At 39.2% G+C, this 19,681-nt stretch carries 16 protein-coding genes and 1 tRNA gene; 4 read left to right on the top strand and 13 right to left on the bottom strand.

Features of this window, described 5'->3' with window-relative positions; genetic code table 11:
- Positions 1–350: 350 nt before the first annotated feature.
- The 4 genes from J5A55_RS01380 to J5A55_RS01365 all read right to left on the bottom strand — a co-directional run bounded on the left by J5A55_RS01380 (position 351) and on the right by J5A55_RS01365 (position 5,815).
- Positions 351–4,328, bottom strand: a complete 3,978-nt coding sequence (locus J5A55_RS01380; RefSeq protein ID WP_004382345.1) for an NACHT domain-containing protein — start codon at positions 4,326–4,328, stop codon at positions 351–353.
- A gap of 111 nt (positions 4,329–4,439) precedes the next feature.
- The gene (locus J5A55_RS01375; RefSeq protein ID WP_004382344.1) at positions 4,440–4,637 is read right to left on the bottom strand and encodes a hypothetical protein; all 198 of its coding nucleotides are present in this window, start codon (positions 4,635–4,637) and stop codon (positions 4,440–4,442) included.
- An 82-nt stretch (positions 4,638–4,719) separates the two neighbouring features.
- Positions 4,720–5,601, bottom strand: coding sequence for a protein adenylyltransferase Fic (fic, locus tag J5A55_RS01370; RefSeq protein ID WP_004382343.1), 882 nt, complete (start codon positions 5,599–5,601; stop codon positions 4,720–4,722).
- Positions 5,602–5,608: 7 nt separating this feature from the next.
- Complete coding sequence (locus J5A55_RS01365; RefSeq protein ID WP_039850916.1) at positions 5,609–5,815, bottom strand: helix-turn-helix domain-containing protein; 207 nt, start codon at positions 5,813–5,815, stop codon at positions 5,609–5,611.
- Between the two features lie 176 nt (positions 5,816–5,991).
- Between J5A55_RS01365 and J5A55_RS01360 the strand changes: the two genes are divergently transcribed.
- The gene (locus tag J5A55_RS01360; protein WP_211802931.1) at positions 5,992–7,653 is read left to right on the top strand and encodes an IS1182 family transposase; all 1,662 of its coding nucleotides are present in this window, start codon (positions 5,992–5,994) and stop codon (positions 7,651–7,653) included.
- Between the two features lie 184 nt (positions 7,654–7,837).
- Here J5A55_RS01360 and J5A55_RS01355 read toward each other — a convergent pair whose 3' ends face one another.
- Together J5A55_RS01355 and J5A55_RS01350 are read right to left on the bottom strand one after the other, a co-directional pair.
- Positions 7,838–8,599 carry an ABC transporter ATP-binding protein gene (locus tag J5A55_RS01355; RefSeq protein ID WP_039850840.1) on the bottom strand — a complete coding sequence of 254 codons (762 nt, stop codon included), beginning with the start codon at positions 8,597–8,599 and terminating at the stop codon, positions 7,838–7,840.
- A 182-nt stretch (positions 8,600–8,781) separates the two neighbouring features.
- Positions 8,782–9,528: an MlaE family ABC transporter permease gene (locus J5A55_RS01350; protein WP_004381600.1), complete on the bottom strand. Its 747-nt coding sequence runs from the start codon at positions 9,526–9,528 to the stop codon at positions 8,782–8,784.
- Positions 9,529–9,955: 427 nt separating this feature from the next.
- Here J5A55_RS01350 and J5A55_RS01345 point away from each other — a divergent pair, with 427 nt between their 5' ends.
- The 3 genes from J5A55_RS01345 (at position 9,956) to J5A55_RS01335 (ending at position 12,449) form a co-directional block, all read left to right on the top strand.
- Positions 9,956–11,254 (top strand): hypothetical protein, encoded by a 1,299-nt coding sequence (locus J5A55_RS01345; RefSeq protein ID WP_234396033.1) that lies wholly within the window; start codon positions 9,956–9,958, stop codon positions 11,252–11,254.
- A 148-nt stretch (positions 11,255–11,402) separates the two neighbouring features.
- Complete coding sequence (gene lptB / locus J5A55_RS01340; RefSeq protein WP_004381598.1) at positions 11,403–12,227, top strand: LPS export ABC transporter ATP-binding protein; 825 nt, start codon at positions 11,403–11,405, stop codon at positions 12,225–12,227.
- Positions 12,228–12,360: 133 nt separating this feature from the next.
- Positions 12,361–12,449, top strand: a tRNA-Ser gene (locus tag J5A55_RS01335).
- Between the two features lie 264 nt (positions 12,450–12,713).
- On the opposite strand, the gene J5A55_RS01330 is transcribed toward J5A55_RS01335, so the two are convergent.
- From J5A55_RS01330 to J5A55_RS01300, 7 genes are all read right to left on the bottom strand, one after another.
- A complete protein-coding gene (locus J5A55_RS01330; protein WP_211802930.1) occupies positions 12,714–14,375 on the bottom strand; it encodes an IS1182 family transposase in 1,662 nt (553 codons plus the stop codon).
- Between the two features lie 471 nt (positions 14,376–14,846).
- On the bottom strand, positions 14,847–15,251 hold the full coding sequence (locus J5A55_RS01325) for a hypothetical protein (RefSeq protein WP_004382255.1): 405 nt from the start codon (positions 15,249–15,251) through the stop codon (positions 14,847–14,849).
- Between the two features lie 18 nt (positions 15,252–15,269).
- Entirely contained in the window at positions 15,270–16,583 is a 1,314-nt protein-coding gene (der, locus tag J5A55_RS01320) for a ribosome biogenesis GTPase Der (RefSeq protein WP_004382256.1), read from the bottom strand.
- 286 nt (positions 16,584–16,869) lie between these two features.
- The gene (gene era / locus J5A55_RS01315; RefSeq protein WP_004382257.1) at positions 16,870–17,751 is read right to left on the bottom strand and encodes a GTPase Era; all 882 of its coding nucleotides are present in this window, start codon (positions 17,749–17,751) and stop codon (positions 16,870–16,872) included.
- A 77-nt stretch (positions 17,752–17,828) separates the two neighbouring features.
- Positions 17,829–18,848 carry a beta-ketoacyl-ACP synthase III gene (locus tag J5A55_RS01310; RefSeq protein WP_004382258.1) on the bottom strand — a complete coding sequence of 340 codons (1,020 nt, stop codon included), beginning with the start codon at positions 18,846–18,848 and terminating at the stop codon, positions 17,829–17,831.
- A 2-nt stretch (positions 18,849–18,850) separates the two neighbouring features.
- The gene (rpmF, locus tag J5A55_RS01305) at positions 18,851–19,036 is read right to left on the bottom strand and encodes a 50S ribosomal protein L32 (protein ID WP_004382259.1); all 186 of its coding nucleotides are present in this window, start codon (positions 19,034–19,036) and stop codon (positions 18,851–18,853) included.
- A gap of 22 nt (positions 19,037–19,058) precedes the next feature.
- A complete protein-coding gene (locus J5A55_RS01300) occupies positions 19,059–19,580 on the bottom strand; it encodes a YceD family protein (RefSeq protein WP_004382260.1) in 522 nt (173 codons plus the stop codon).
- Positions 19,581–19,681: the final 101 nt, after the last annotated feature.

Here is a 19,681-nt window from a genome sequence, read left to right as displayed (position 1 = left end):
AACTTTATTAGGCGTTTTCGCTGTATTTATCAAAACCTCCTTTCTCTCTTATTGTACATATTATTCCACCCTATTATATACCTTCAGCCCTTAACGCCATACCTCCTATAAACCAAGAGTGCTACAGCCTTCTCTGACTACAACACCCTTATCTCTTATAAGTCTTTGTTTTTCTTCCTCAAACTTATCCTATACTGATAATCAGCGAATTACATTCTTATGGTACAAAAATGTTTCCTCAATATGAGTAGTATCAATTAGAAAACATCTTGGATGTTATCACTATAGCCACCTTTATTTCATGTATGCAATATAGTTGTAATCTTATTGCCGACTCTAAATTTAAGCCTCTATTTATTTTTGGATCTTGTTTTGTTACCTCTAGCTTTCTTACTACCAATTTTATTATTACCGTGTGATATTCCCGTTTCAATACCGCTACTACATCTACAATCTGTTAATAGCACCAAAGTATTATTAAGATTTCTGTATTCCGCTTTTAAGTATTCAAAATCTTCAATACTCCCACCTTTATGAACATCAAATACCCAAAATACAGATAAGCAAGCATTAGTCGCGTTAGTGTATTGAACAAATTTCTTTTTATACCTCTGACGTTCTTTCTTGTTTTTAATCTCTTGATTATTAAGTAGTTTAAGCTCTATCATGATAGGGTCGCATAATCCGTATCTAATAAGAAAGTCTGTGCGCTTATTATCCTGAAGAGCTACTTCTCTATCAACTTGAATGGTTTCCAATCCCATCTGGCAACACTTATTTATAATGGTATTCTTCAATTCTCTCTGAATATAATCCTCGCTCAAACTTTGTTGACGCACTAAAGCATATATACCTTGATCTTGAATCTCTTTCTGAACTTCGTACTGAATCTTTGAAAAGTATCGCCTTAAATCACCATTATTTCGAATTTGCAAATAAAACTCGTCAATACATCTATTATACAGCTTAATAGCCTTACTAATAGTTGTTCTTTCATTTTTTAAGAAAATACTTTCGGCATTATTCATAATGTTATAAGCAAGATAACTCATGTTTGTTGTATTAAAAGCCTCAACTCTCTTGTGCAATTCTGAAATATAAGTGATCTTATTTGTATTCACAAAGAATAAATATATCTGTCTAAGAAGATAACTTGAGTATTCCTGAGTATCTGACTTTACAGATAAAGATAACCCAAAATCAAACAAATCAAACATTTGATTAATGAGAGAATCATTATCTTTTATATTCATAAAGCATCTAAACATATATGGGTTGGAACTAATCATTTCGGATTCTTCTCTAGAGATACAACGAGCATGTCCCGTTTCGTTATGAAGTGATTTGGTAACATTATCTTTAAGATATTTTATCCTCCAGTTTATAGCTTCTGATTCTTGAAATTTTTCTATAATAATAGTATTGCACTGCATTTTAATGCTTTCAATACTCTCATCTTTAAGGCGCCCAAACAGGTCTTTGTATTTTTTAATATCCCACTTACAATAATCTTCTGAGATAACTTCCAAGGCACGAGAAGCTGCTATTCTGTTTTCAAGACTATCATCCTCTATATATTTTTCGATATATTCCTCTAACTTATAAGATAATGCGTCAATGCCATAGTCGGTAATGCAAGCAAAAATATCATCAGGACTAATGTTCATAAAATCATCTTTCCGAGCTTTCCACCACTTTACAATTGCTGACTTATCGTCTTTGTTTATATTTCCTATAACAGACTTATATATGTCTTTTATTTCACGAGAATCAAAGTTCGTCGTACGACATACTATTGGTAGGGTCTTTATTAATATATCCTTATACTTTTCCAAAAGAGCTCTGTAACCTAAGTGATGCAGTACTTTCACATAGGATGGTATTTTAATCAATGCTGTTGATAAGCTATAGGAATTTTCTCCATTTTTTTCCAATATTAGTTTATCCAGATCAATTTCGTTAAAGAAATCAGTAATGACATCCACTATAGGCTTGTGATCTTGCTTACTTAAAAAATCAATCCTTTTAGAAAGTTCATAAGCTATTTCAAATTTATTATATTTTGATAATTCGGGGCTTGAAAGACTTTCATATGCTTGTATTAGCAATGGATTAGGTTCTCTCTCTTGCACCATTTCTATAGAATTCTGATCCCATAATTCAAAGGTATTTTCGTAACGTTTTATATAATCAGATATGGTACATTTCTTAGATTCGTCCTTTCGTATTTTGTTTATAAGATAAATTAGAATATTGTCTTTGTTCCACTTTTCTGCATCTATATCATTCAATAACTTTTCTAATTTAGATAATAAATCCGCATCGATCAGATCTGCGTCAAACATCCTAAATAGATCTTCTAGTTCCCATATATCTTTCTCAAAGCAATTAAAAAATATCATTCCTGTTTCTTCTTCCAGTAAAATTTGTTTAACTACAGTATTGATTTCTTTTAGAGAAGAATAGTTCCTATTTTTTACAAAATATGCAATGACTTTTGTCATAAGGTTTCTTCTATCTTGATTGAATTTCCAAACAACATCAAACTGCTTTTTCAAATAAAAATCGTAAAGAACAAGTAAAGATCCCTTGGGATTAAAGAAATCACGAATTCCTTTCGAAAGAATCTTATTATATGCATAGATTATTGATTCAGGATCATCAATGTACAGAACTGCATTTATTGCTTCAGGATTACTTTTGTCGCAATAAGTCAACCAACAGTCAATTACTAACTTGTCTGTAATTTTTCGATATCCAGTTACTTCTATATACTTTTGCTTTACATCCTCAGTAAAGCTATTAAAAGTACTTGCTAACTCTCTAAGTTCCTCATCATCCTTAAGTGCATAGTAAAAATTTAAAGCAATCTGTTGCATTTCACTATCCTTAGTTCCCATAAGTGCTCTTGCAGCATCTTCCCAATGTTTTATTACACTTTCATCGAGTTTGTTATTTTCAACAAGTCCTTCAAGTATAGCATAAATATTGGTTAATTGTATCTTGTTAAGCTGGTCAGAAGAAATCTTTAATATAGTATTACAACTAGAAGTATAGCATTCTTGTATTAAATTCTGAATAGGACCTCTCCATTTAATGTATGCCGGTACACTCTGATAATGTTCAAATAGATTTGAAAACAACTCTTTTCGTTGCTGAACTCCAAGAGTAGATGGATTAACATATCTTAGAAGCGATTCGAAAGTTTCGTTCTCAAGATGTGATTCATAGGATGTAATGAGCTTAAAAACATTAACGAATGAATCACTTCTGCCCTCCGAATATGAAAGATGAGGAATCACATCATACCAATTAGGATAAATATGCTTTAGTTCCTTTTGCACAGCGACATCGTAAAGCACACTTTCTATATTTTCTTGTCTACCAAGCTCCTTAGCTGCAAGATATTCTTGTATCTCTGAATTTCCAAATTGTAATATTCCATTTGTTTCTTTCAATATACGACTTTCAAAGAAAAGAAGGTCAAAATTGGCTACAAGCATATGTGCCATATTTCCCTTTAATTCATCTATAATCGTGTACAAGTCGTCTTTTGAAATTTTGTCTTTACGACTTATTTCCATAATGAAAGCAATTTTTTCTATGACCCTTTTAATAAGAGCCTTAAAGTTTTCTTTCCTAATAGGTTTGTCATATTTTTTTAGAGTTTCATCTATTGAGCTGTCAACCATAAACTCAAAGAGTTCTCCAACATTTGAGATACTCCCTCTTTGTTCCTCATTTTCCAATAGATACATCAAATACCTAGGTATAGATAGAAGTTTCCTTAATTTTGGACTTTTAGTTATATTTTCTTTTGTAACGTTAGAACATGTGTCAATAATTTTTATTACTTCTCGATCTTCTAATCTATTTACTTCTACAAAGACTAATTTAGTACAAGAAGAGAAAATACTTGCATAAGATACAACATAGTGTTTTCTACAGGAGAACATAACTTTCACATCCTGATGTTCCTCCTTATATTGCTTTATAAGTTGTAGTGTATAATTGAAATCATTTCCATCAACTTCATCCAAGGCATCCACAATACAGTATTCAACATCTGACGGAATTACTTGTGTTTTAAACTCGGACGCATTACAAAAAGAAAGTGGCTTTTCTGTAAGACATGTCTTTATTTCAGAAATAAGCCTACTTTTACCCACACCTGGTTCGCCTACGATACAGACAAAGTTTTCGCTCAACAAATCATCAATTGACAAAAAGTTTTCTATGTCAAATAAAGACGGAGTTTTACTTTCGTTCTTTAGCAGCTCATCGATATTTGAGTATTTAGTTATTTGAGGTACGATATAATTCATCATCACATTCTTTTTAATGTTATATGGTATTTTTTGCTTCTAACTAGAAAAACTGATAGGAAGTGTCACAATAAAAACTTAATTAATTGATTTTAGCTTTTTTATACACCATATTCATATAAATATAATTGCTATGGTAATTTTCCTTGTTCCAGCTTGAACAGGCATTACATTTTCAAATCTCATCTTTGAAAAATCAAAGCCAAGCAATGATAAATAGGGTAAAACGATATGTATTTTTACGTATTCTTCTGTCTTGATTTTACCAGAGAAGTCTGTAATATTCTCAGAACCCCATTTCTTTAAATCCATATTGTATAATGTATTATTTCAATTCTTAAATTGTTACTTCTTCATATGACTATACTTAATAATATAGATAGAGAAAACATTGTTAATCATTTTCTTCATAATAATAAGAATAGTCGATACCTTTCGTGAACATTTCTCGGTCATCAATCTTAGTGGTGAGAGCAGGCTTTACCAAAGCTTTGATGTGTGTACTATCAGAAACACTCTCACGCATTGCTGATAAATATTCGTTCTTATCTATCTGACTCCAATCCACACACTGCTTGAGAGAACGCTTAAACATCAGATCAAGCCAAATACGGGTGCTGCGACCATTACCCTCCATAAAAGGATGGGCTACGTTCATCTCTACATACTTATCCATAATCTCATCAAAGGTTGTTTCGGGCATTCGTTCTATTGTTTGCAGGGTTTCAGGGAAATGCATACAATTAGCAAAGGTAAAACCACCTTTTGAAATATTCTTGGTACGGATTTGTCCTGCAAAGTCATACAGTCCTCCAAAGAGATAAGCATGTATTTGTTGTAAACATTTGATTGTACCTGGGTCTACAGCCTTTAAGATACCACTTTCAAAGAGTTGATAAGCTTTTTTCTTACTCTGCCCATCAATGGTGTTGTCGCTGTAGGTAAACCAATCAAGAAAGTCATTAGCACGATTGTTGGGGTAGTTCTTTGCCAACAATACAACATTCTCACTATTAAGAACATCTGCCATGCGTAACTTCCCATCAGGAGCTTCAAACTTGAAGCCGTGAGTGGCACTCACGAGTTCAACATCTTTTTGCTTCAACTTCTTTTTAAGCCATCGCCAATAGTTACCTGCTTTAGTATAGTCCGGTTCATTGTTAATGGCACGAACAATATCTGTTGCTGAAAACCACCAACAGTTTTGTTCCTCGTCCCACACCGCCCTAACTTCACGGTCGTTGAAAAAGCGGATAGATGTTTTATGCTCTGCCATAATAAAGTTACTTATCTGGGGTGTTAATCAATTCCTTTGGATTAACCTGCAAGATCTCTGCTATCTGAAATAGCAATTCTAAGCTTGGCTGTCGACGATTGCAAACGTAGGAGTTCACAATAGTGAAACTCTTACCGAGTTTCTCTGCAAGCCATGTTTGCTTAATCCCTTTCTCGATAAGCACCTCTTTAATTCGATTGGTTGGACTTTCCATAAATATCATCTGATTGTTTGCAAATATAGTAAATTTTCTTGTATAAGAAATAAAAAAGAGGGTGTGTCAAAATAGCCACACCCTCTTTTTTATGCACAAAGCCCCGACTTTCTCAAGCCAGGGCTTTGCTATTTCCTAAAGTTTTTGTACCTTTAGGCATACAAAAAAATCTCATTATGCCAAAGGTACACTTTCGTTCTTACATACACAAGAAAATGATTCTTTTTCCTCAAAGAATCGATAAGGACATCGCAGAAGATGATCCTGTTCGTCTTTTAGACGCCTTGGTGGATAATCTTATGTTGGATAATGTCTACAAGCTTTATAAGCCCAGTGGTCGCAAGCCTTATCATCCACAAATGATGCTCAAGGTGATTCTTTACGCCTATATGAATAATATCTATTCCTGCCGTCGTATAGAGTCGCTTCTCAAGCGTGACATTCATTTCATCTATCTGGCAGGATATGAGCAGCCTGATTTTATTACCATCAATCGTTTTCGTAATCGTGTGAAAAAGGAAATCAACAATATCTTCACACAAGTGGTATTAGTACTTGCAGCCAAAGGTTTGATAAGTCTTGACGTTGAATATATTGACGGCACAAAAATAGAATCGAAAGCCAACAAGTATACCTTCGTTTGGAAGAGAACCGTGGAAAAGAACCGCGCCAAGTTGCAGGAACAAATACGCACACTCTTGCTTCAGGTTGATGATGTCATAGCGCAGGACAATGCCGCTAAGACAGAAGGTGTCGAGTTTACTGCAGCTCTGCTCGATGAGATATCCGAGGAATTGAACAAGTCTTTGGAATCATCCCCTGAGCCTAAGACAAAAGAAGAGAAGCAGGCTGTTAGAACCAAGAAAAAACAGCTTAAAGAGCTTGAGAAGAAACGTAATAAACTCCAAGAGTATGACCAACACCTTGAGATTATGGGGGAGAGAAACTCCTACAGCAAGACCGACCTTGATGCTACGTTTATGCACATGAAGGAGGATGCTATGCGGAACGGACAGACTAAGCCTGGATATAATCTGCAGATAGCAACTGAGAACCAGTTTATCATCGACTTTGCACTCTATGCTAACCGTACAGATACGCTTACACTTCCTTCTTTCTTGGAGTCCTTCAACTCACGTTACCATCGTTATGCCAAGACAGTCGTAGCCGATTCAGGGTATGGCTCCGAGGAGAACTATCTGTTCATGGACGTACATAATATGGAAGCCTATGTGAAGTATAACTACTTCCATAAAGAGCAGCATCCACGCTATACACCTAACCCATTCTGTCCTGCAAGCCTTTATTATAATAAGGAACAGGATTTCTACGTCTGCCCTATGGGACAGCATATGAAGCGTATAGGCATGAAGCGTTCCCTAACCTCTAATGGATTCGTTACTTACAGTGTACGTTATCAGGCAGAACGCTGTGATGGTTGTCCGTTGAGAGGCTCATGTTTTAAGGCAAGAGGGAACAGAATTATAGAAGTAAACCATCAACTACAGCACTATAAACAAAAGGCACGGGAACTACTGACCTCGGAAGAAGGCATCAAGCATCGAGGACGAAGGTGCATAGAACCTGAAGCTGTTTTTGGACAAACAAAATATAATAAAGTCTACAAGAGATTTAGGCATTTGGGAAAAGACAAGGTCAATATGGACTTTGCCTTCTTTGCTATTGCCTTTAACATAGGAAAAATGTGCAAAAAAAATAATCTCAAGGAGCTAAAAGCTATTATGGAGGTACTTTTAGTCACCTTCAGATGCTCTATAGAAGTTTATATAAGCTATTGGAAGCCCAACAAATCATTTTATATGAAATTAGCGGCATAGCTGCAGTAAATAACGAATTATGCGGTAGATGAAGTAAAGAGGAGTAGAAAAGAGGATGTGTCCATTTTGACACACCCTCCTCTTTGCTATCAGGAGAGGCTTTCCTTGCAGTGAGAAAGGCGTTCCCTTAATTCTTATATAAATTATACTATCGTCTTTCGGAATAACTTATAGATTCCAAGAGTCATTCTGAAAGCTCTATACTCTTCACTTTCTTGAATAGATCTGATGCGAAGACGAGGTCGTTCAACTTCTTATTACGTGATGAGATGACTGAATCCTTATCACCTTGCCACTCCTTCCTGCCGTCCGCAATGAAGATAATATTCTCGCCAATACCCATCACAGAGTTCATATCATGCGTGTTGATGATGGTCGTCATATTAAACTCTCGAGTGATACTTGTCAATAGCTCATCAATAACCAACGATGTCTTAGGGTCGAGACCAGAGTTCGGCTCGTCACAGAAGAGGTATTTCGGGTTCATAACGATGGCTCTTGCTATGGCAACACGCTTCTGCATGCCCCCCGAGATCTCACCCGGATACTTCTGTTCTGCGCCTGATAGGTTTACACGATCAAGACATTCCTGTGCTCTTTTGTCGCGTTCAATAGCCGACATATCCGAGAACATATCGAGTGGGAAGCGTACATTCTCTAGCACGGTGAGTGAGTCGAAGAGGGCAGCACCCTGGAATATCATACCCATCTCACGTCTCATGAGGATCTTCTCCTTCTTTGTCATATTCACAAAGTTGCGTCCATCATATAAGACTTCGCCCTTTGTGGGGTCTATGAGTCCCGTCAGAGAACGCATGAGCACGGTCTTTCCCGCACCACTTTGTCCGATGATGAGATTCGTCTTACCATCTTCAAAGACTGTATTAATGTCCTTCAGCACTTCTTTGTCACCGAATGACTTGAATAGATGTTTAACTTCAATCATAGTAGGGGAGCCTCTCCCAGCCCCTCCGAAAGTAGGGGAGCCCATATACTAAGGGTGGGATGTGGGAGAATTGTTAGCTTTCTTATTCTTAATGATACTATATGAAAAGTTTTCCCTGCCGTTTCTAACTAACTTCCGTTAGGCACTCCCCTCCTTGGGAGGGGCTGGGGGGAGGTTTTTATCTAACTCAACATCTGCGTTAGGAACACATCGCTAAAGAGAATCAAAACGCTCGAGCAGACCACGGCATCAGTGGATGCTTTGCCCACTTCGACACTTCCGCCCTTCACGGTGTAGCCCATGTAAGACGATACACTTGAGATGATGAAGGCAAAGAAGAAGCCCTTAATAATACTCATCCACATAAACCACGGATTGAAATCATGCTGCAATCCAGCGGTGAGATCTACTGGTGTGATAATATGTGCGAAGTAGGCTGTGGCATAAGCTCCGATGATACCCGTTGCAGCAGAGAATATTACGAGGAACGGCATGATGGTCATCAAACCGAGAATCTTTGGTAATATCAGATAGCTGGCAGAGTTGATTCCCATAATCTCAAGAGCATCTATTTGCTGAGTCACACGCATGGTGCCAAGCTCTGAGGCAATATTTGATCCTACTTTACCCGATAGAATCAAACACATGATACTACTTGAGAACTCCAAGAGCATAATCTCGCGCGTCACATAACCAGATACCCAATGGGGCATCCAAGCACTTTGTACGTTGAGCTTTATCTGAATACAAATCACAGCTCCTATAAAGAACGAGATGAGCAACACGATTCCTATAGAATCGACACCTAGTTGTGACATCTCTTTAAGATATCTTTTAAAGAACATCCTCATGCGTTCCGGGCGACTCAATGAGCGTCCCATCAGCATAAGATAATTACCGAATGTATTCAGCCACTTAATGATCAGCATGATTACCGTATTTAGTTTTGTGACTGCAAAAGTAGGCAAATAATCACAGATATAGGCAGGAAAGACATTATTTAATAGTCTTTCTCGTGTGGTTCTTGTGGGTTATAGAGCATGAGTGAAATGTCTGAAGAATGGCAAGAGGGGAGTGGTGTGCTGACTATAAATAAGCTATATTCAATGTGTTAATGCCACCGTATATATATAAGACCGATATTTATTTTCCTTGTTTACTATCAGTTTAATATCTTTTTGTTTGCATAATTCAAATAAAATAACGAATATTGCAGAATGATTGCCACATATTCAAAGTGTCATCTATTTGCTTTCTTTATTTATTTAAATAACCCTATAGCGTTCCTTTTACGCTATAATAAAACAAATGTGTATGATGAAACAATTACTTATTTCAGCTTTATTCTTAAGCTGTGTGACAATTTTAAGAGCTCAAACTATTCCTAATGAGAAGGTAGTAATCAGTGTGAAGGCTAATACCGCCTCGGTTTCGTTTGCAGTGCGTACGCTTGCTAATGCTCCTGTCGTATGTGATTTTGGCTCGGATGAAGGCATTAAATCTTTTCCATCAAATACTGATGGAACCTTTACTAAGGTAGAGTATCATTTCGTTAGTCCTTCTACTTCCGAGCGTACCTTTACTATTGCTGCCGACAAACTAATGACTTTGCGCATTGTACAGAGGCGTGAAGTAAATGGTGTGGTAGAGGTGAATTCAAATGCTCTTCGTAATCTGAATGTTGATTATGTAGACCTTACTGCGCATGACAAGGTGGATGTATCTTTATGTCCTAACCTTGAAGTATTGACCTTGAGTGCTAGTGGTGTTGGCGAGATTGTACTTCCGAAGAGTGATAACCTTGTGTCGGTGCAGGCATCTCCAACCCTTCTTGGACAAGGATCACTGCGCCAATTGAATAATCAAAACGCAAAGAATCTAAAGCAGTTAGGTGTTACGGGGGCTTCTATTAATACTCTTGATGTAAGTAATAACCTTAACTTAGAGACCTTGGTATTTGCTAATCCTAAGAAAGTTCTTCGTGAGATTAATGGAGCGAAGGCTCTTCGTAAATTGCAAATGCTTGATGTTCGAGGAAATGCACTAGCTTTTGATCAAATCCCCGACCGCTATATTCAGGATTCACCAATCGAGAACTTCCGATACAGTGGACAGACTTCTTATCTTGTTCCAAAGAGTAAGGTGCAAGGATTAACAGTAGACCTTTCTTACCTTCTGTTTGCTCGTGGCATCTCAACAGCAGCCGAACGGACGGAGTTCACATGGATGTATAAACGTAATGAAACGGCTAAGTATGCTCCTGTTCCTGCTGACAAGGTGACCAATATACTTGGTGTTTTTACCTTTGATAAGTCTTTGTCGGAGGATGATGTTGTGCGTGTTTATTGCAAGATGTCGAACCCTGGCTTCCCTGGTATCGGCAAGAAGAGCAGCAATACACTTGGGACTTATATGATAAAACTCAAAGCCATCCCTGATGGTATAACTTCTGTTACGGCTTCGGATGCTGCTTTACATGTGATAAAGACTGATGATGGTTGTCGTATAGAGACTGCTACACCACAACAAGTTATGGTTTTTGATGTGAATGGTAAGACTATTTGGACAGGAAGGACACCATCAAATATAGAATTGAAACATGGTGTTTATATTGTTCGTTCAGTGTCTGGTGAGGTTGTGAAACTAATCAAGTAATACTCAGATGTGATTCTTTGTCTCTTAAAAAACACAAACAACAAGGTGCTATATAGCCTTGTTGTTTGTTGTTTTATTAATATTTTGCTACATTTGCAAACTATAAGGAGAGGCAAGATAACAGCAAACTCGAAAGAAAAGAATAGCTATGTCAGAGACAGATAATATAGTTGTGCGTCCAGAAGAAGAGGGGAGTATCCTGCATACGGACAAGTTGGTGAAGCGGTACGGAAAGCGTACTGTGGCGAATGGTGTGAGTATTAGTGTGCGACAAGGAGAGATTGTCGGGTTGCTCGGACCGAATGGTGCAGGAAAGACAACATCGTTCTATATGACAACGGGACTTGTTGTTCCTAACGAGGGGCATGTTTATATTGACGACAAAGAGATTACTAATTATCCGGTCTATAAGCGTGCGCGGGCGGGTATAGGCTATCTTCCACAGGAAGCAAGTGTCTTTCGCAAGATGAGTGTCGAAGACAACATCATGAGTGTATTAGAGATGACGAAGCTAAATAAGCAGGAACGCATTGATAAGATGGAAAGTCTTATCCGTGAGTTCCGCCTTGAGAAGGTGCGTAAGAACTTGGGTGACCGCCTTTCTGGAGGTGAGCGTCGTCGTTGTGAGATTGCTCGTTGTCTGGCTATTGATCCAAAGTTTATCATGCTAGATGAGCCTTTCGCTGGTGTAGACCCTATCGCTGTCGAGGATATTCAGCACATTGTTTGGCGATTGAAGTTCCGTAATATCGGTATTCTCATCACCGATCACAATGTGCACGAGACATTGAATATCACCGATCGAGCTTATCTCTTGTTTGAAGGACGCATCCTTTTCAAGGGGACACCAGAAGAGTTAGCCGCCAATAAGATTGTTAAGGAAAAGTATCTGGGTACAGACTTTGTGCTGCAAAAGAAGGACTTCCAGTTGTTAGACCAGCGTAAACGGGCACAGCAAGAGAGTGCAGAATGATGGTTGTTATAGGTTGAAAACAATGGCAAAGATCTATCTTCTCATGGTATTAATTATCAATAACAAAGAAATTCACCCTTTAATAATTTGTTGTTTACATCATAAATGCTTACTTTTGCACAGCATTTAGCAAGGAAGTATGGCAGAGTGACCGAATGCGCTGGACTCGAAATCCGGTATACGCCCATAGGTGTATCGGGGGTTTGAATCCCTCTACTTCCGCAGAGTTATTCGATAAATAGTGACGTAACCGCATCTTATGTGTATCACAAGATATGGTTACGTCTTTTTTAATTAAGGCTTCGTTCAAGGCTTCTTTCCGAATGGAAAGGGAAGAGAATGTCTTTGTTTACAAACAAAGAAAGCGTTTCCTTAATACAAGGAAAGGCTCTCTTCTATATGAAGAGGAGGGTGTGTCAAAATGGACACATCCTCTTTTCTACTCCTCTTTACTTCATCTACCGCATAATTCGTTATTTACTGCAGCTATGCCGCTAATTTCATATAAAATGATTTGTTGGGCTTCCAATAGCTTATATAAACTTCTATAGAGCATCTGAAGGTGACTAAAAGTACCTCCATAATAGCTTTTAGCTCCTTGAGATTATTTTTTTTGCACATTTTTCCTATGTTAAAGGCAATAGCAAAGAAGGCAAAGTCCATATTGACCTTGTCTTTTCCCAAATGCCTAAATCTCTTGTAGACTTTATTATATTTTGTTTGTCCAAAAACAGCTTCAGGTTCTATGCACCTTCGTCCTCGATGCTTGATGCCTTCTTCCGAGGTCAGTAGTTCCCGTGCCTTTTGTTTATAGTGCTGTAGTTGATGGTTTACTTCTATAATTCTGTTCCCTCTTGCCTTAAAACATGAGCCTCTCAACGGACAACCATCACAGCGTTCTGCCTGATAACGTACACTGTAAGTAACGAATCCATTAGAGGTTAGGGAACGCTTCATGCCTATACGCTTCATATGCTGTCCCATAGGGCAGACGTAGAAATCCTGTTCCTTATTATAATAAAGGCTTGCAGGACAGAATGGGTTAGGTGTATAGCGTGGATGCTGCTCTTTATGGAAGTAGTTATACTTCACATAGGCTTCCATATTATGTACGTCCATGAACAGATAGTTCTCCTCGGAGCCATACCCTGAATCGGCTACGACTGTCTTGGCATAACGATGGTAACGTGAGTTGAAGGACTCCAAGAAAGAAGGAAGTGTAAGCGTATCTGTACGGTTAGCATAGAGTGCAAAGTCGATGATAAACTGGTTCTCAGTTGCTATCTGCAGATTATATCCAGGCTTAGTCTGTCCGTTCCGCATAGCATCCTCCTTCATGTGCATAAACGTAGCATCAAGGTCGGTCTTGCTGTAGGAGTTTCTCTCCCCCATAATCTCAAGGTGTTGGTCATACTCTTGGAGTTTATTACGTTTCTTCTCAAGCTCTTTAAGCTGTTTTTTCTTGGTTCTAACAGCCTGCTTCTCTTCTTTTGTCTTAGGCTCAGGGGATGATTCCAAAGACTTGTTCAATTCCTCGGATATCTCATCGAGCAGAGCTGCAGTAAACTCGACACCTTCTGTCTTAGCGGCATTGTCCTGCGCTATGACATCATCAACCTGGAGCAAGAGTGTGCGTATTTGTTCCTGCAACTTGGCGCGGTTCTTTTCCACGGTTCTCTTCCAAACGAAGGTATACTTGTTGGCTTTCGATTCTATTTTTGTGCCGTCAATATATTCAACGTCAAGACTTATCAAACCTTTGGCTGCAAGTACTAATACCACTTGTGTGAAGATATTGTTGATTTCCTTTTTCACACGATTACGAAAACGATTGATGGTAATAAAATCAGGCTGCTCATATCCTGCCAGATAGATGAAATGAATGTCACGCTTGAGAAGCGACTCTATACGACGGCAGGAATAGATATTATTCATATAGGCGTAAAGAATCACCTTGAGCATCATTTGTGGATGATAAGGCTTGCGACCACTGGGCTTATAAAGCTTGTAGACATTATCCAACATAAGATTATCCACCAAGGCGTCTAAAAGACGAACAGGATCATCTTCTGCGATGTCCTTATCGATTCTTTGAGGAAAAAGAATCATTTTCTTGTGTATGTAAGAACGAAAGTGTACCTTTGTCATAATGAGATTTTTTTGTATGCCTAAAGGTACAAAAACTTTAGGAAAATAGCAAAGCCCTGGCTTGAGAAAGTCGGGGCTTTGTGCATAAAAAAGAGTGTGTGGCTATTTTGACACACCCTCTTCCTTATATCAACAAAACGCTTTCTTTACTATGAAGAGGTTCCTTCATCAGATGAAGAGAATACTCAAAAGTAGGGACAGATGCCCTCGTATGTCCTTACTTATGGCACCATATAGATTGGGAAAAGTCCATTCCAACTGGCTTCCGTTAGGAACTCCTCCCCCTTAGGGGAGGCAGGTTGGGGTTTCCAGACAAGGACTTCTGCCTCGACTTTATGACGATCTACTAGTCTACAAATAGCATTGTTCACACTCCTCTCCACTCGAAGAGAGTATAGGGGTAAAGTCTCTTCTCTCCTCTTTGGGAAAACTATGAGAGATTATCGGGAAGTTCGGAACAGTTTCGAGAGACTATCGCAAGATCCACTTCCCATGCTCTTTCACCATCGGAACAACCACCTGCTCTGTGGTTTTATCACCATAATAGAAGAGGAGAAAGACACTGGCAGTATTGTCCTTAGCAGAGAAATGGGATGCTCCGAGCGTTATGGAGTCTATCCCATGATGCACACTATCCTGCTGAGCCACAAACTGCTTAAGATTGAGCAATAGCTGCTTTCTGTAATTATCAGGCAGGTTATTGGTTCGATTCTCATTATTGAGGAACGCCTCGTAATCGCCTTTTAGGAGTTGCTCGTAATAGTGTTTAGCCGCTTTGGCAGCTAGTTTTCCTTGATCAACATTCTTCTTCTTCCCACCGCAAGCTGCTAATAGTAATGCAACAGCAATGAGAATACTTAATGATACCTGCCTCATAGATATTCTATTTACCAATTACTTTTGACGAATGAAGATGTTGATGGGGCAGCCATGTAGGTTCCAATTCTCACGTAACTTATTCTCTAAGAATCGACGATACTGCTCCTTAACATATTGCGGAAGGTTCGCATAGAAGACAAAGGATGGTATCTGTGTGTTCGGAAGCTGTGAACAATACTTTATCTTGATATACTTGCCCTTGACTGACTGTGGTGGGGTAGCCTCAATGATAGGTAACATGACCTCATTCAACTTGGTTGTTCCAATATGAATCTTACGGTTCTGATAGACCTCCTTAGCCGTCTCCAACACCTTAAAGATGCGCTGCTTAGTGAGCGCGGAAGCGAAGATAATAGGGAAGTCAACGAATGGTGCCATACGACTACGGATAGCATTAACGAAGGTGTCGATGACCTTTTGATTCTTATCCGGCACCAAGTCCCACTTATTAACCACGACAACAAGGCTCTTATTATTACGCTGGATCAGCTGGAAGATATTCATATCTTGCGACTCAATACCACGTGTGGCATCCAACATAAGAATACATACATCGGCATTCTCAATACTTCGGATGGAACGCATCACACTATAGAACTCGAGGTCTTCCGTTACCTTATTCTTACGTCGAATACCCGCTGTATCAACGAGATAGAAGTCGAAACCAAACTTGGTATAGCGTGTATAGATACTATCGCGAGTGGTTCCTGCGATCTCTGTAACGATGTTACGATCCTCACCAATGAAGGCATTAATGATGCTAGACTTACCTGCATTAGGTCGACCAACGACTGCAAAGCGTGGGATGTCTTCATTGATAGTCTCATCAGGTACATCCTTTAGCTTATCGAGGAGCGTATCGAGCAAGTCGCCCGTACCACCTCCTGTGGCTGCACTAATACATATTGGATCACCTAAACCGAGCTTATAAAACTCAGCAGCTTGGTAATATTCTCCGCTATTATCTACCTTATTAGCAACGAGAAGCACGGGGAGTTTCGTGCGACGAAGTATCATGGCAACATCTTCATCCCAATCAGTAACACCCGTCTCAGTATCTACTAAGAACAGGACGAGATCGGCCTCTTCGGTTGCAACTAACACTTGCTTACGGATTGCATCCTCGAATACATCATCCGATTTAACTACCCATCCGCCCGTATCAACAACGGAAAACTCGCGCCCATTCCACTGACATTTACCATACTGACGGTCGCGCGTTGTGCCTGCCGTATCGCTCACAATAGCGTGACGAGTTTGGGTTAAACGATTAAAAAGAGTGGACTTACCAACGTTAGGGCGTCCTACAATAGCTACTAAATTTGCCATTTTTTAAATTGGTCTTCTTTCTTCTCATAATATCAAACATTGTAATTTACATTATAAGAAGACGCCAGATGTGGTCAAGCATCCGATGAATATTTGCCGAGGATGACCACTCCCCAGCCCTCACAGTATGTGAGAGTGTGCCCTACTAAGCAGTCAGGGCGATTGTCTTCTTAGTTATCAAGGGGGGAATTTAGCCTAATTAAATCTATTAACCTTATTAGGCTAATTAGCTCAATAACCTTATCCTCCCATCTCTCCCCCCCTCTCACAGGAGTTGGAGGGGCATTTACTCTGGATTATAACCAAAGTTATTCAATTCCTTCTGAGAGTTACGCCAATCCTTATCAACCTTAACAAAAGTCTCAAGAAATACTTTCTTATCAAAGAAGCGTTCGAGACTCTTGCGTGCTTCCGTTGATACTTTCTTTAATGCCATACCCTGATGACCGATGATAATACCTTTCTGACTGCTACGTTCTACATAAATAACAGCATTGATGTGAATCTGTCGGTCGTCCTCCTTAAAACGCTCAACGACGACCTCAACAGAGTAAGGTACCTCCTTATCATAGTAACGGAGAATCTTCTCACGGATAATCTCAGACACAAAGAATCGGGCTGGCTTGTCCGTTAATTGGTCTTTATCGAAGAACGCGGGACTATCTGGTAACAACTCATGAATACGCTTCATTAAGATGTCTGTACCAAACTTATTCTTTGCAGAGATAGGGAGTATTTCTGCATTAGGGAGCAACTTATGCCACCGTCCCACAAGGTCGCCAAGTTTCTTCTGGTCGCTCTCATCTATCTTGTTAATAAGCAGAATGACAGGGATTGTCATCTTTGAGACCTTCTCTAGGAAGTCCATATTCTTCTCTGGGTTCTCAACGACATCCGTCACATAGAGCAAGATATCAGCATCAGCTAAGGCCGATTCAGAGAACTGAAGCATCATCTCCTGCATCTTATAATTAGGCTTCAATACGCCAGGAGTATCAGAGAAGACTATCTGTGAATCGTCTGTATTGACAATACCCATAATACGATGGCGTGTTGTCTGTGCTTTAAAGGTGGCAATACTAAGTTTCTCACCAACGAGCTGATTCATTAATGTACTCTTACCAACGTTCGGGTTACCAACAATGTTTACGAATCCTGCTTTGTGCATAATGGTTACTTCTAAAAAAACGCATCAATCTTATAGGAAAAGAAAGATGCGTTTCAATTATATGATAACTTAGAGTCTTACTTCTTAACCGCTACTGACTTTCCGTCGTATGCCCACTTATAATAAGATGCACCATTGACGAAACCAGCTCCGAATGCCGTAAAGATGATATTATCACCTTTCTTTAGCTGTGACTCAAAATCCCAAAGGACGAGAGGCATGCAGGCTGCACTGGTATTACCATAACGCTGTATATTTACCAATACCTTGTCCATTGGAACACCAATACGCTTTGCCACTGCTTCTATGATTCGTAAGTTAGCCTGATGACAGACAACGTGATCAATGTCATTCTGTGTCAAACCATTACGCTCAAGCAATGTTGCACAATCATCACCCATTGCTGTTACAGCATAACGGAAGACTGTACGACCTTCTTGATAGGTATAATGCAAACGATGATCAACAGTGAAACGAGATGAAGGACAGACAGAACCGCCAGCCTTAACATGCAAGAATGGAAGTCCCTTACCATCTGTACGATGATAAGAATCTATCAAACCGATTCCTTCCTCTTCTGTACCTTCAACCATAACTGCACCCGCACCATCACCGAAAAGCGGACATGTCGCACGATCACGATAATCAGTAATTGACGACATCTTATCTGCACCAATAACGATAATACGCTTATGACGACCGCTTTGAATCATGTTGCAGGCTACATCAAATGCATACATGAAACCACAGCAAGCTGCAGCAAAGTCAAATGCGAAAGCATTCTTCAAACCCAACTTACCTAATACAATAGAAGCTGTAGATGGGTGAGGATAATCAGGGGTCGTAGTGGCTACAATGACAGCATCAATACTATCAGGGTCTGCACCTGTCTTCTTCATCAGAAGTTTAGCAGCCTTTCGAGCCATATAAGAAGTACCAAGTCCCTCCTCTGTTAGGATTCTGCGCTCCTTAATACCTGTACGTGTGGTAATCCACTCGTCGTTGGTATCAACCATGCGTGACAATTCCTCATTATTGAGGACATAGTCTGGCACGTAACCTGCGACACCCGTTATGATCGCATTGATTTTACTCATATTTATTCAGCCGTTTCCTTTACGACAGCAACTTTACCACGATAGTAACCGCAAGTAGGGCATACTGTGTGATAAACATAATAAGCACCACAATTAGGGCATACTGCCAATGTAGGAGCTACTGCCTTATCGTGAGTTCTTCTCTTGAGTGTACGAGTCTTTGACTGTCTTCTTTTTGGATGTGCCATAATTCTTTAAACGTTTAATATATTATTCTTTCAATTTTAATAGAGCTTCCCAGCGCGGATCCATTGGCGTCTCGTTTCCCTCCTGACCACTTCGGGTGGCAGAGTACTCCTCAAGAGTACGTATCATGGCAGGGTTGCATTTTCCAGGTGCATGCACATGCTTGATAGGGATTGCGAGGGCAATGAATTCGTAGAGGTACCATGTAATATCGAGTATTCCTTCGTCCTCGACCACCATTACAAGGTCATCCTCTTCTGAGTTTTCTGTTCCTAATTTTACTTCGAGACGTTGTGTTGTCTCTATGGACTGCTCCATTGGATCGAGGCAAATATCACATGGAACCATTACCATGCCTGTCTCATGGAAGTTCAGAGTAAAGAAATCATTTCCTGTACGCATAATATCCAATAAAACACGCACCTTACCCTGGCTCACTTCAGGAGCTTCAACAGCCTTAAAGTAAGTATCATCAAGGTCAAACTCAAGGTGATTAGCACCTTCATTAAGACCTTTCAAGTCGATTTTAAGGGTTTCTAAGTCCATAATCGGGTTGCAAAGTTACGAATATTTTTCTGATTATAAGCAAATTATAAGTAAAAATGTAAAGGTATACAGGCGTAAAGACTCGGGAAAAGGACATACTT

Origin of the sequence: Prevotella veroralis (genome assembly GCF_018127765.1) — a bacterium.
In the GTDB taxonomy this organism is placed as follows: domain Bacteria; phylum Bacteroidota; class Bacteroidia; order Bacteroidales; family Bacteroidaceae; genus Prevotella; species Prevotella veroralis.
This window is presented reverse-complemented; position numbering and strand designations above follow the sequence as displayed.